The organism is Robiginitalea sp. SC105, assembly GCF_014243345.1.
Taxonomy (GTDB): domain Bacteria; phylum Bacteroidota; class Bacteroidia; order Flavobacteriales; family Flavobacteriaceae; genus Robiginitalea.
Genome location: NZ_JACLZF010000001.1, coordinates 110,208 through 124,044, shown reverse-complemented (window position 1 = coordinate 124,044; position 13,837 = coordinate 110,208). Strand labels below are relative to the sequence as shown.

At 57.8% G+C, this 13,837-nt stretch carries 11 protein-coding genes; 3 read left to right on the top strand and 8 right to left on the bottom strand.

Translation table 11 applies throughout. From position 1 onward, the window contains the following. Positions 1-27: 27 nt before the first annotated feature. Together H7F20_RS00525 and H7F20_RS00520 are read right to left on the bottom strand one after the other, a co-directional pair. Entirely contained in the window at positions 28-951 is a 924-nt protein-coding gene (locus tag H7F20_RS00525) for a GYDIA family GHMP kinase (RefSeq protein WP_185784195.1), read from the bottom strand. Further along, entirely contained in the window at positions 948-2,270 is a 1,323-nt protein-coding gene (locus H7F20_RS00520; protein ID WP_185784194.1) for a hydroxymethylglutaryl-CoA reductase, degradative, read from the bottom strand. The genes H7F20_RS00525 and H7F20_RS00520 overlap by 4 nt, the downstream gene beginning before the upstream one ends. A 153-nt stretch (positions 2,271-2,423) precedes the next feature. Here H7F20_RS00520 and H7F20_RS00515 point away from each other — a divergent pair, with 153 nt between their 5' ends. Beyond that, positions 2,424-4,589, top strand: a complete 2,166-nt coding sequence (locus H7F20_RS00515; RefSeq protein WP_185784193.1) for a S9 family peptidase — start codon at positions 2,424-2,426, stop codon at positions 4,587-4,589. A 34-nt stretch (positions 4,590-4,623) separates the two neighbouring features. Continuing rightward, positions 4,624-6,156 carry a peptide MFS transporter gene (locus H7F20_RS00510; RefSeq protein WP_185784192.1) on the top strand — a complete coding sequence of 511 codons (1,533 nt, stop codon included), beginning with the start codon at positions 4,624-4,626 and terminating at the stop codon, positions 6,154-6,156. Here the strand turns inward: H7F20_RS00510 and H7F20_RS00505 are convergent. The 4 genes from H7F20_RS00505 to H7F20_RS00490 all read right to left on the bottom strand — a co-directional run bounded on the left by H7F20_RS00505 (position 6,113) and on the right by H7F20_RS00490 (position 10,321). Continuing rightward, on the bottom strand, positions 6,113-8,248 hold the full coding sequence (locus H7F20_RS00505) for a ComEC/Rec2 family competence protein (protein ID WP_185784191.1): 2,136 nt from the start codon (positions 8,246-8,248) through the stop codon (positions 6,113-6,115). The two genes, H7F20_RS00510 and H7F20_RS00505, sit on opposite strands and share 44 nt — an antisense overlap. A 1-nt stretch (position 8,249) precedes the next feature. After that, positions 8,250-8,831: a C40 family peptidase gene (locus H7F20_RS00500; protein WP_185784190.1), complete on the bottom strand. Its 582-nt coding sequence runs from the start codon at positions 8,829-8,831 to the stop codon at positions 8,250-8,252. 82 nt (positions 8,832-8,913) lie between these two features. Continuing rightward, entirely contained in the window at positions 8,914-10,035 is a 1,122-nt protein-coding gene (lpxB, locus tag H7F20_RS00495) for a lipid-A-disaccharide synthase (RefSeq protein WP_185784189.1), read from the bottom strand. A gap of 1 nt (position 10,036) precedes the next feature. After that, entirely contained in the window at positions 10,037-10,321 is a 285-nt protein-coding gene (locus H7F20_RS00490; protein ID WP_185784188.1) for a hypothetical protein, read from the bottom strand. Between the two features lie 253 nt (positions 10,322-10,574). Between H7F20_RS00490 and H7F20_RS00485 the strand changes: the two genes are divergently transcribed. Further along, positions 10,575-12,698, top strand: a complete 2,124-nt coding sequence (locus H7F20_RS00485; protein WP_185784187.1) for a carboxy terminal-processing peptidase — start codon at positions 10,575-10,577, stop codon at positions 12,696-12,698. Positions 12,699-12,825: 127 nt separating this feature from the next. Here the strand turns inward: H7F20_RS00485 and msrA are convergent, their stop codons facing one another. Both msrA and msrB read right to left on the bottom strand, forming a co-directional pair. Further along, positions 12,826-13,374 (bottom strand): peptide-methionine (S)-S-oxide reductase MsrA, encoded by a 549-nt coding sequence (msrA, locus tag H7F20_RS00480; protein ID WP_185784186.1) that lies wholly within the window; start codon positions 13,372-13,374, stop codon positions 12,826-12,828. Beyond that, positions 13,364-13,828, bottom strand: a complete 465-nt coding sequence (gene msrB, locus H7F20_RS00475; protein WP_185784185.1) for a peptide-methionine (R)-S-oxide reductase MsrB — start codon at positions 13,826-13,828, stop codon at positions 13,364-13,366. Before msrB ends, msrA begins: the two co-directional genes overlap by 11 nt. Between the last annotated feature and the right edge of the window lie 9 nt (positions 13,829-13,837).

Here is a 13,837-nt window from a genome sequence, read left to right as displayed (position 1 = left end):
GCTGCGGGATTTTTTTTGTGGGGTTACTTACGGCAGTACCAGTTCCCGGAGGCTGAGGCAGGTGGCGTAGCCTTTTTCCCGGAAATATGCAGCGTCCCCGGGTTGGCCGGCGGCCAGTACAAAATCCCCTCCCCAGGCCCCCAGGCTCTTGATGCTCCCGGGGTAATCGGGGAACAACCGATGCTTTACCGGGGGCATCCCCAGCCAGGAGGATACCAGGGCCTCGTGCCGTTCGAGGATTTCCCGGAAGGTTGGCAGGTCTGCTGCGGCCGCCAGGGCCCGGCTGAGATCGGATACCTCCTCTAAGGCGGCAGGCGAAGGTTTTCCCAGGCTGAGGTACCGACGGATCCCTTCCCGGCTGTCCTGTTTCTCGTTCAGGTAAATAAGGTGGAGGGAATCCGTAAACGGGGGACGGAAATCCACAGGTTCCACGAGCGGTTGCCCGTTATTGCGCTTTTGGTAAAAAATGGGGCCCCCGGCACGGGCACAGGCCAGGTCATACCCGCTGCCGCCAAAGGTAAGGGCAAGGAGTTCATAGGGGTCCGCACCGCTCCAGGCAGCCAGGTTGGCCACCAGGGTAGAGGAAGTCCCCAGGCCCCAGTTTTTGGGGAAGTCCAGCCGGGTCTCCACCCGGGTACCCGAAATCCGATCCCGGAAACCGGGATGTAGCCGGACTGCAGCCTGCAGGAGGTACAACAGGCGTTGCTTTGGTGCTGCCGGGAATCTGCGGCTTTCTAAAGGGGCGTCCAGTTCCCCGGGGCCGAAGCGGGCCTCCAGCCAGATGCTGCCATCGGCTTCCAGGCTGGTCCAGTGAAGCTCCGCGCCACTCCCGGTTTCTGCCCTGAGGTGCTGCCCGGGGCGTGTTGGCAGTGCCAGGGCGAGGGCGCCGTCCAACACGGCATATTCGCCGGACAGCAACAATTTGCCATGCGCAAAAAATTCGGTTTTCATCCGGGGTTCCGCAATAGGTTCAATTGCTCCATTACCTCGCTGTGGCTCACCGTATGGGTACGGAAATAATCGATCAGGTATTCCTTTTCCTGCTGGCTCGCACCCTGCTGGTTCAGGATATTCAACAGGTGCATCTTCATGTGGCCGCGCTGTATCCCGACAGTAACCAGGGAACTCAGTGCCCCGAAATTCTGTGCAAGCCCCGCGGCAGCCGTAATCTCCATTAGTTTGGGTGCGGAGGGGTTCCCAAGGATCTCCAGGGCCATTTTGACCAGGGGGTGGAGCTGTGTCAGCCCGCCGACCGTGCCCAGTGCAAGGGGGACCTCCAGGGAAAACCGGAATTCCCCCTCAGAGATTTCCGCATGGCTCAGGCTCCGGTAGGTGCCGCTGCGGGCAGCATAGGCATGCACTCCGGCTTCAACTGCCCGGAAATCGTTGCCCGTGGCAATCACCACCGCATCGATGCCGTTCATGATGCCCTTGTTGTGGGTGACGGCGCGGAAGGGCTCCGCTTCGGCAATTTGTACCGCCTGCACCATCCGCTTGGCGAACGTCTTCCCGTCCATCCCGAAATCCTGGTCCAGGTCGGCCACCGGGCACCTCACTTCGGCACGGACCAGGCAGTCGGGGACATAGTTGGAGAGGATGCTCATCAGCACCTCGATCGGTTGGTCCATATCCCTGAAAGCGGGGTATGTTCGGGCTTCTGCCACCAGGGTGGCTGCAAACTGCTCCAGGCAGGAATTGATAAAATTGGCCCCCATCGCATCCCGGGTCTCAAACTCGCAATGCAACTGGTAGTATCCCGGGAGTGCGTTGCGTTTGTCCCGGAGGGTAATGGAACTGATCCCGCCCCCGCGCCGCTCCATGTTCCTCGTGAGTCCCTCGGAATCCTGCATAATGGCGGGCATGGCCGCCTCGACGAAGGCCTTGAGTGTCCCGGGGTCGCCCGGGAACCGGAAGTGCACCTGGCCTACCTTTCGCGTCCCGAGGACCCGGGTGCGAAAACCGCCCCGGCTACCCCAGAATTTGGCGGCCTTGCTGGCCGCGGCAACCACGGAACTTTCCTCAATGGCCATCGGGATGGCATACAGGTCACCGTTGATGTTGAAATTGGGGGCAACCCCCAGGGGAAGGTAGAAGTTGCTGATGGTATTTTCTATGAATTCATCGTGGAGCCGCTGTAGCTGATCGTCGGCGTTCCAGTATTTTTTTAGGAGCTCCTCGGTTTGTTGGGGATGGGCCGTGTAGCGGCGCGCAATCCACTGGATTTTTTCTTCTTTGGTAAACCGGGAGAATCCTTGGACGGGATCGGACATTTACTTGGGGTTCTGGGGCTAAAGATACGGAATCACCCCAAAAGTTGCGGCGCTTTTGAGGCCCCGGGGACAGGGTAAGAATTTGGGCCTATTGTTGCGCTTTCTGGCAAAATATTCATAAACTTGAAAGTTTGTAACCCTTTTCCCGATCCTATGAAATTCCGAAACGGGCTGATCCTGCTCTGGATATTATCGGCCCCTGCCTTGCTGGCCCAAACGCAAAAAATCACCCTGGAAGATATATGGGGGGGCACATTCCGCACCGAGGGCCTTGAAGCCCTGAGGTCCATGCAGGACGGGCAGCACTATACCGTCCTGAATACGGACCGGCAGCGACAGATAGCCTCGGTCGACAAGTATGAATACCGGACCCAGCAGCAGGTAGCCACCCTCCTCAAGACCGATTCTGCCCGGGGGATCCCCTTTTTCACCTCTTATACCTTTAGCGCGGACGAATCGAAACTGCTGATTGCCACCCAGGTGGAACCCATCTACCGGAGGTCGCGTTTGGGGGTATATTACGTATACGACCTGGACAGCCAGCGCCTTACCCAGGTTTCCGACCGCAAGATTCAGGAACCCACCCTTTCCCCCGATGGCGGGAAAGTGGCTTTTGTGGATGAAAACAACCTCTTTGTGCTGGACCTCAGCTCGGGCGCCCTGCAACAGATAACCACGGATGGGGTGCGCAACGCCATCATAAACGGGGTGACCGATTGGGTCTACGAAGAGGAGTTTGCCTTTGTGCGGGCCTTTGAATGGAATGCCGAAGGCAACAAGCTGGCCTTCCTCCGATTCGACGAGCGGGAGGTGCCGGAATTTTCCATGGATGTCTACGGCAGCGACCTGTACCCGAGCCCCCAGCAATTCAAGTACCCCAAAGCCGGGGAAACAAATTCGGTGGTTACGCTCTTTATCCACGACCTCGCCTCCGGATCCACCCGGGAGGTCGACCTGGGGGAAGCCTATTACATCCCCAGGATCCAGTGGATGAACCATCCCGACCACCTGAGCGTTCAGACGCTGAACCGCCACCAGGACCGCCTCGTCCTGCATAAGGTGGATGCGGGAAGCCTTGCGAGCAGCGTATTGCTCGAGGAGGTGGATGCCGCCTATGTGGACGTGACCGATAACCTCACCTTCCTCCCGGACGACCGCTTTATCTGGACCAGCGAGAAGGACGGCTTCAACCATATCTACCTCCACGACCGGGATGGGGCACAGCTTCGGCAACTGACCAGCGGCCCGTGGGAAGTGACTGCGTATTACGGCTATGACGCCCGGAAGGGGCGCATCTATTACCAGGCTACCACCGAGGGCTCCATCCTGAGGGATATCTACAGCGTCTCCGACCGGGGCCGGGGCACCCGCCGGCTCAGCCAGGGAGCCGGGACGCACCAGGCCACTTTCAGTGCGGACTTCAGCTATTTTATCGATTCCTTCAGCAATGTGGATACCCCGCCAAGGTATACGCTGCACGATGCAGCAGACGGCACGCCGATCAAGGAACTCCGGAACAACCAGGCCCTCCTGGACCGCCTGGCCGGGTTCGAAATGGCCGCCAAGGAGTTCAGCACCCTGGAGGTGAACGGGAACGAATTGAACATGTACATGATCAAACCGGTCGATTTTGACCCGGGGAAGCAGTACCCGTTGTTCATGTTCCAGTACAGCGGACCCGGTTCCCAACAGGTGGCAAACCGCTGGCACGGCAGCAATGACTACTGGCATCAGATGCTCGCCTCCGAGGGGTATATAATCGCCTGTGTGGATGGCCGGGGGACGGGCCTCAAGGGCCGGGATTTTAAAAAGGTCACCCAGAAGGAACTGGGGAAATACGAGGTGGAAGACCAGATTGCCGCCGCCAGGGCGCTGAGTGAGCGACCCTATATCGATGCGGCACGCACCGGTATCTGGGGATGGAGCTATGGCGGCTTTATGTCCACCAATTGCATCCTCAAGGGGAACGACACCTTTGAAATGGCCATCGCGGTGGCCCCGGTCACCAGCTGGCGCTTTTACGACACCATCTATACGGAGCGCTACATGCAGACCCCCCAGGAAAACCCCGGCGGGTACGACGAAAATTCCCCCCTGTCCTTTGCGGAACGGTTAAAGGGGGATTACCTGCTGGTACACGGGTCGGCCGACGACAATGTACACGTGCAGAATACCATGCGCATGATCGAAGCGCTCGTCCAGGCGAACAAACCCTTTGAATGGGCCATCTACCCGGATAAAAACCACGGGATATACGGGGGGAACACAAGGCTCCACCTGTATGCCAAGATGACCCGGTTTGTCCTGGAGAACCTGTAAAAAAAACCAACTGATAACCAAACCCAACCAACCGATGGAAACACGCTCTGAATTCATGGAAGAAAAGCAGCTCTTTGGGCATCCAAAGGGCCTTTTTTATCTCTTTTTTGCAGAACTCTGGGAACGCTTCAGCTTTTACGGGATGCGCGCGCTGCTCACCCTGTACATGGTCAACGTTATCTTTGAAGCCCTGGTGGAAAGGGACTATGCGGCGGCGGCTGTTTATTCGAGTTACGGTTCCCTGGTATATGCCTCCACGGTGATCGGCGGGCGGGTTTCCGACACCATCCTGGGGATGCGGCGGTCCATTTTCCTGGGCGGTATCCTCATGGCCATCGGCCATTTTGTACTGGCGGTGGAACACAATGTGGCCTTCTACCTGGCCCTGGCGCTCATCGTGGTGGGCAACGGCTTTTTCAAACCAAACATCTCCACGTTTGTGGGCTCGCTCTACAAGGAGGGGGATCCGCGCAAGGATTCGGGTTTTGTGATATTCTACATGGGGATCAACATCGGCGGCTTTGTCGCCCCCCTGCTTTGCGGGTGGCTGGGCCGGGAGTTCGGCTGGCATTACGGTTTTGGCCTTGCCGGCATCGGGATGCTCACGGGTTTGATTTTCTTCTGGAGCGGGATCAAAAAGAACGTGTTCGGGGACCGGGGGAAGGCCCCCAGCCAGCAGGTACTTGACAAGCGCCTGGCCGGGATCCCCCAGAAAACGATGGTACCCCTGATCGCGGCCCTTTCCGCACCCGTGGTGGCCCTGCTGCTGGCCTCCTACAGGCCCCTTGGTGAATCGGGCAGCTTCTTCGAGGACCAGAATATCGTAAACATCATCTTCAAGGGGATTGCCTTTTTCATCCTGGGCTATCTGGGCTACATCATGTACAAGGCTACCCTCGATGAGCGGAAGAAGTTGTTTATGGCGGTGCTTATTACCCTTTTTATGACCATCTTCTGGGGTTTTCACGAATTGTCGGGTAGTGTGATCACCCTTTTTGCCGACCGGAACGTCAACCTCTCTGTAATCGATGCAGCCCAGACCAATGCGCTGAATTCCATGTGGATCATCATCCTGTCCATCCCCATATCCATGTTGTTTACCTGGCTCTCCAAAAAGAACCTCAACCCCAGAACCCCCTATAAGTTCGGGTTGGGGCTGGCCTTTGCCGGCATCAGTTTCTATATCCTGGCGATGAGCGGTGGCAGCGCGGATGAAAACGGGATGGTGCCGTTCTCCTACCTGCTGATCATGTACTTCCTGATTTCGGTGGGGGAGCTTTTCATGTCCCCGGTGGGGCTATCCAAGATCACCGACCTGTCGCCCAAACGGATCGTCGCTTTTATGATGGGGGTGTGGTTCCTTTCCTCGGCCTTCGCCTTCCAGGTGGTGGGCTTTATCGGGAAACAGCTCGCCATTGAAAGCGATGACCCGGACGTACGCGGCCTGCAGACACTGGATACATATACGGGGGGTTTTGAACTCATCGCCCAGTATGCCCTGGGTGCCGCGGTCATCGTGCTCGTCACGGCACCCCTGATGAAGCGCCTGATGGGGAACGTACACTAGCCAACCGGGCCATGGGCGACCGGTATGCGCCCTGCACTGCCGTGTCGTGGAAAGGGATGCCCCGCTCCCGGCAGCTGGTTTCCCAACGCCGGATAAAACTGCTGTAATTGCTGCCGTCTGCGATGACGACCCCGGGCCTGAGTTCGTCCAGTACCCGGCCCAAATGGATTTTTGGCGACCCCGTCAGCAGCAGGTAGGCCGGGGCACCACCCCCCGGGTTGTAATTCCCGCTGCCATCGATGTGCAAAAACCGCCTGCCCCCCAGGACATAGGCCGGGTACAGGGGGGCTATGGAAACTTTCCCGATTCGCTCCCCGGTTGAAAAATCCCGGACCAGGCCCTCAAATTCCCCGGCAGTTGTTGTGCAGAGGCTTAATTCCCTGCCCTGCCGGATCAGCAGGGCGCTCTGCCCGTAGCGGTGGGGGACGAGCCATTCCTGTGTTTGGGCGCTTTGAAGCGTGGACAGGAGGTCCTGTACCTGTACGGCTACCAGGAGGATCCCGGCATAGCCGAGCCACCGGATCCGGAGGGTTTCGGTATATTTCCCAAATGCGGCCAGTGCCAGCAGGCTGGCGGCCAGTTGGATGCCGTCCCAGGGAATACCGGTAAGGAGAAACTTTCCCTGCCCGCCCAGGATGTGCACCAGCTGGTTGAAGGTGGCGAAGAACGCCTCGGCAGGACCTGGCAGCCAGGGCGGCACGGATGCCGTCAGCGCCAGCAGGAGCAGCAGAAACCCCGACGCGATCACCATGCCCATGAGCGGGACGAGCAACAGGTTGGATACCCAGAACAAGAGGGGGAACTGGTGGAAATAGTACAGGCTGACCGGCAGGACACCGAGTTGGGCACACCCGCTGACGCATAGCAGTTGGCCGATTTTCTTTCCGATACCCCGCTTAAAGGGCCACTTGCGGATACAGAACGGATACAGGGACAGGATGGCCCAGACCGCGGCAAAGCTCATCTGGAATCCGGCCTGGAACAACCAAAGCGGGTCCAGCAGCCCGAGCATGATCAGCGCGGCCAGCGCCAGGAAATGCAGGCTGTCGCCCCGTCGGTTCAACAGTACGGCATAGGAAAGGAAGGAGCACATGACCGAGGCCCTGACCACGGAGGGACCGAATCCCGCCAGAGCGGCATAGCACCACAGCAGCAGCAAACCGGCCAGGAAATGCAGCCATTTGCCCCGCTTGAGCCTGCGCAGGGGCCAGAATAGCCAACCGGCCAGCCCGGCAAAGATCCCTACATGCAACCCGGAAACCGCCAGCAGGTGTACGGCCCCTGCTTCCTGGTAGGCCCGGTAGAGCCCCGGGTCCAGCCCGGAACGCTCCCCCAGGATGAGTGCCTGCAGCATCCCGTTGGTTTCGGCCCCGAACCGGGTATTTTCGAGTAGACCCAGTACCCGGTGCCGCAACCTCCCCGCATGTTCCGCGATCCCCCTGGCACCGGAGGGAAAATGAAAGACCCCATTATGGACAGGGCGGATGCGCCCGGCAATTCCCAGGGAGCGCATATAGCGCCCATAGTCGAACTGGTGGGGGTTGAGGGGTTCGGGAAACGGTTCGGCCTGCCCGCGGATGATCAGGACATCGGCCGGTTTCCAACCTTTTTGCGGGGTGTCCGGGGGCAATTGCACCAGGATTTTGCCCTGGGCAGGTTCCCCCTGCCTTCTTTCCACCACGCCGACCCAACGGAGGGAGTAGGGGGTAGGCCGCAGCCGCTGCGAAAGGCGGACCTGCCAGGAGGTATTGGTATCTGCGGGAAAATGGATGTAATGCCGGGGCTGGTTCGTGGGAAGGCGCTGGGAGGCCGACCATCCGCCAAACGCAAAAAATGCCAGGAAGGCGGCACCCATAAACATACGGGGCCAAAGGGGCCGCTTCCGGTGGATTCCGGCGGGTATGGGGAAAAGGGAGGCGGTTAACCGGCACAGGGAGGCGGGTAGCCGGTACAGGGAGACGGCCAACAGGAACAGGGAGGTGACCAACACCATGGCATAGGTCCCGGGGTCAGGATGCAAAAGGAAAGCAGTGGAAATACCGGAGCACATCCCCAGGGCCATCCAGACCGAAGGGGTGCGCCGGGGGGCCATGTCAGAATACCCGGGTTGCCTTTACAAAGGCATAATTCCAGAAGCCCTCCCGGAGGGAAGATACAATCACCCCCCTGGATGTGGTGGAATGGATGAATTTCACATCGTCACCTGCGACTTCCACCACCATTCCAACATGGTTGATTTTACCGCCCCGCCGGGTGGTCTTGAAAAAAAGCAGGTCGCCCTTCCGCAATTGCTGGACCCGTACGCGCCTGCCCGCATCCGCCATTTCGCGGGATACACGCGGGATGGGGAAATCGTGTTCCTGGAAAGCCACATACAGCAGGCCCGAGCAATCCATGCCCTTGCGGGTGGTGCCTCCATAGCGATAACGGGTACCTGTATAGGTCAGGGCCGTTCGAACTACCGCCTCTGCCCGGACGGTTTCCTCTGGTCCCGGGGTATCCGTATAGGCTCCTTCCCCCGCAGGGGTATTTTCACCTTCCACGGAGGCTGCAACGGAATCCGTCGCAACCACCGAAACGGTTGGAGGGCCGTCGGCATAAGTGGTCTTTTTTTTGACCACGCCGCAACTACCCAGTAAAATGGCCGTCAGGCCTGCGCAAATGAATTGCCTCATGCGGAAATAACGCTGTTTGCTGCTACTAAATTATGGAAAACCCCGGAATGCTTGCCGGAAACCGGTTCAATCCCCTATAAAATTAGCCCTGTTTACTGAAATTCACGATCAGTCCGGCAGCGGAAGAGCTGGCCCCTGTGCCCCCCAAACGTGACCTCAGTTCCTCATAGGCTTCCAGCTGCCTGGCGCGGCCGGGGCCGGAGAGGAGCGGCCTTAAAGCTGCAATTACTTCTTCGGGATTCAACCGATCCTGAATGAGTTCCGGCACCACTTCCCGACCCATGATCAGGTTGACCAGTGAAATAAAATCCAGGCGGATCAGGCGCCTGGCAATCTGGTAGGACACCCACCCCCCCTTGTAACACACCACCTGGGGCACCTTGAGCAGGGCGGTCTCCAGGGTGGCCGTGCCGCTGGTCACCAGGGCTGCCCGGGCATTCTGCAGCAGGGGGTAGGTCTGGTCCCATATGATGGAAACCCTGGGATTATTCAGGTGGGGGAGGTAGCGGTCGGCATCCAGGCTGGGGGCACCGGCAATGACAAACTGGTAGTCCGGGAATTTCGGGACCACCGCCATCATCACCGGCAGGATTTTTTCGATTTCCTGGGGGCGGCTGCCCGGGAGCAGGGCAATCAGGGGTAAATCCGGATCCAGTTGGTTCCGGTTCCTGAAGCCTTCTGGGTCGGCTTCGGGCAGGCCCTCCATGGCATCGATCAGCGGGTGTCCCACAAAATGAACGGGCACCCCGTGCTTTTCTTCATAAAACGCCTTTTCGAATGGCAGGATTACGTACATGTGGTCGATATCCCGCCGGATTTTTTTGACGCGTCCTTCCCTGGACGCCCATACCTGCGGGGAGATATAGTAATGGGTGTGGTACCCGTTTTTCCTGGCCCACCGGGCAATGCGCAGGTTAAAGCCGGAAAAATCGATAAAGATAAGGGCGTCGGGTTTGAATGCGGCGATGTCTTTCTTGCAGAAGGCGATGTTCCGGAAAATCGCGGGCAGGTGGCGCACCACTTCCAGGAAACCCATAAAGGACATTTCCCGGTAGTGCTTTACCAGCTTACCGCCGGCCTGTTGCATGCGGTCTCCCCCCCAGCAACGGATATCCGCCCCGGGGTCCTGCCTGCGCAGGGCACGGATCAGGTTGGAACCGTGCAGGTCCCCGGAAGCTTCGCCGGCAATGATATAGTATTTCACCTCAGGAGATTTTGTAGTAGAGGATAACCAGGGCCGTGATTACAGTTGCCATGAGGACCCCCCGTGCCCGGTAATCCCTTCGGAGGCGGAGGAAACCAAAGAACGCAGCGAGGTTCAGGATGGCCCCCAGAGCCAGCAGGCTGCCCACGTGGCCCTGTTCCACCGCGGCCAGGTAGGCATCCGCAATTCCCATGTCAGAGAAAAGCAGGATATACAGGAGTACCCCGATGGCGTTGGCGATGATTCCCACGATAAAGCCGATAGCTGTTTCCTTGCGTTTGTCCATTGCGTTTTCAGTTGCGTTCGCGTTATTGATGGATGGGTGGCGGGACCGTTTTCAACGGGTTTCCCCAATAACTATACTTTATCACGCAAAAATACGTTTTTCAAACATAGAACTCCGAAATCCCGGATTAACAAAAAATTAGCGGCAGCCACCCAAACTGGCATGGTTTTTTCTGTATCTTAGGGAGTTCAATGACCGAATTAACGGGGACTGGCGCGCTAATCCGCAATTTTCCCCGCTAAAAATGACATACATGAAAAGGAATTTTCTGCTTGCCTTCTTAGTTCCCCTGATTGCTGTGGCCTCCTGCAGCTTTACCAACAAATCTTTCGAATCCGACGACAAGGACAAATTGCTCCTCGATCTGATTACCTATGTGCTGGAAAAGGGGCACTACGAACCCAAAAATATCAATGACGATTTCTCGGTAAGCGTCTATGAGGATTTTATAGACGTCCTCGACCCCACCAAACGCTATTTCCTGCAATCGGATATGGAGGAATTTGAACAGTACAAATTCCAGATCGACGACCAGATCAAGAATACGGATATCAGCTTTTTCAACCTGGTGTACGGACGCCTGATGGAACGTATGCAGGACGCCCGCAATATGTACGGCCAACTGCTGGATCAGCCCTTTGATTTCTCAGTGGACGAGTCCATCGAGATCGACTACGAAAAACAGGGGTATGCCGCGTCCGACGAGGAACTGCGCGAGCGCTGGAGGAAGCAACTCAAATACGCCGCCATCGGCACCTACGATTCCAAGATCAGCCTGAGCAATAGCGAAGAAGAAGCCGAGGAGCCCCTTACCCCGGCCGAGGCGGAGCTGGCCGCCCGGGAATCGACCCGGCAGATGCTGGACGAGTATTTTGACTTTGTGGAAGAGCTGGAACGGAAGGACTGGTTTGTACAGTACCTGAACACCATCGTGGATGAGTTTGACCCGCACACCTATTACTTCGCCCCGGAAGACAAGGAGCGCTTTGATGTGAGTATGTCCGGAAAATTCGAAGGTATCGGTGCCCGCCTGCAGCAGAAACCGGAAGGCGCCAAAATCGTGGAGATCATTTCCGGAGGCCCGGTCTGGAGGGACCAGCGCCTCGAAGTGGGGGATGAGATCCTGAAGGTTGGCCAGAAGGACGAACCCCCGGTGAATATCGTGGGGATGCGCCTGGACGATGCAATCAAGCTGATCAAGGGCCCCAAGGGGACCGAAGTGGTGCTGACCGTGCGCAAGGTAGACGGCACCGTTGAAGAAATTACACTGGTGCGGGATGTGGTGGAACTGGAGGAATCCTTTGCCAAGTCCTCGACCGTCATTAAGAACGACCGGAAATACGGTCTGATCAACCTGCCGAAATTCTATGTGGATTTCGACGACTACAACGAGCGCAATGCTGCAACTGATGTGGCCAGGGAGATCGAAAGGCTTAAGGAAGAAGGCGTGGAAGGCCTGGTGCTGGACCTCCGTGACAACGGGGGCGGGTCCCTGAAGACCGTGGTTGAGATGGCCGGGCTCTTCATCAAGGACGGGCCTGTGGTTCAGGTGCGTTCCTCCGCCAGGGACAAGGAAATCTACGAAGACCGGGACGAGCGCATTCAGTGGGACGGCCCGCTGGTCATCCTGGTCAATGAATTGTCTGCCTCCGCCTCGGAGATCCTCGCGGCGGCCATGCAGGATTACAAACGCGCCGTGGTCATTGGCAGCGAGCAGACTTTCGGAAAAGGGACGGTGCAGAATGTCATCCCCCTGGAAAATATTGTCAGGAGCAACGAACATGGGGACCTGGGGGCTATCAAGCTCACCACCCAGAAATTCTACCGGATCAACGGGGGTTCCACCCAGTTGGAAGGTGTGAAGAGCGATGTGGTGGTCCCGGACCGTTACAGCTATATCGACCTGGGCGAGCGCGATCAGCAAAATCCGCTGAAATGGGATAAGATCAGCCCGGCGGTTTACGAGCCCTGGGACGGATACATCGATTATGAGGCCACCATTGCGCGTTCAAGTGCCCGCATGAAGGACCATCCGCAAATTTCCCTGATCGAGGAAAACGCCCGCTGGCTCAAAGAACAACAGGACGAAACCCGGGTACCGCTCAGCTACGAGGAGTACCGCATCCGGGAAAAGGAGAACAAGGAGCGGTCCCAGTATTTCCGAAACAAGATGAACTACGATTCCAAACTCACCTTCAGTTCGTTGAAATACGAGCAAGAGCTCTTTACCCAGGATTCGGTACTTCGTGAAAAGCGCGACCGCTGGCACCAGAACCTGGCCAAAGACGTGTATGTGGAAGAGGCCATCAATGTTCTGGAAGACCTCAAGCTGAACAACTTCAAGAAAGATAAACTGGCCAGTCGCCTGAACGACTGATCATCCGGACAGGAAATTTAAAGCCCCGGCGCACAGCGCCGGGGCTTTTTTATTCGGGTGATTTTAGCTGGAAATGGCGCGGGTTTTAACACCTCTGGGCAGGACGCATCCGGGTTTCTCCGGTCCCCTATACATGCTTTTTAAGGCGGTCGGCAAACAATTCCCGAAGTTTCCGGAGCTTCGGGTCGATAACCACGCGGCAGTACCCCATCCCTGGGTTTCGGCGATAGAACTCCTGGTGTTCCGGGTCGGCCTCGTAGAAATTGGACAGGGGGGAAACCTCGGTCACGATCCGTTCCGGAAAATAAGGCTGCATCTCCTCAATGACCCCGCGGGCGGTCTTTTCCTGCTCTTTGTTGTGGTGGAAAATGACGGAACGGTACTGGGTACCCCGGTCCGCACCCTGGCGGTTGAGGGTCGTTGGGTCGTGGGTGCTCAGGAAAACCACTAGCAGGTCCCGGAACGAAATCCGTTCCGGGTTGAACCGGACCCGAACCACTTCCGCATGGCCGGTCAGGCCGGAACAAACCTCCCGATAGGTGGGATGTCCCGGTACCCTGCCGCCACTGTATCCGGATACCACCGATTCCACCCCGTCGAGTTCCTGCAGTACCGCTTCGATACACCAGAAACAACCTGCGCCCAGGGTCGCTTCCTCCAATGCCTCAGTCTGCATCGGTGGGGGTTTTTTCCAGTTCCAGGGCCAGGGAGTTGATGCAATAGCGCAGGCCGGAGGGTGGCGGACCGTCCGGGAAGACATGTCCGAGGTGGGCGTCACAGGTATTGCAGCGGGTCTCTACGCGGACCATTCCAAATGAAGTGTCCCGGATGTATTTGATCGCATTTTCCGCTATGGGCTGGGTAAAGCTGGGCCAGCCGGTTCCCGATTCGAATTTGATGGTGGAGTCAAAGAGGGGCGTATCGCAACATACGCAGTTGTAGACGCCCGGGTCATGGGCAGTGCAAAGGGCTCCGGAATGGGGGGACTCGGTCCCGTGGGCCCGGGTGATCCGGTACTGCTCCGGGCTCAGTTGTTCCCGCCACTGGGCATCCGTTTTCTCAACCTTGCGGTCGGGTTCGGGGTTGCCTTTGGTTGCGTAGTGCATGATGTCTTTCCAGGTGATTGGCATGATATGGAT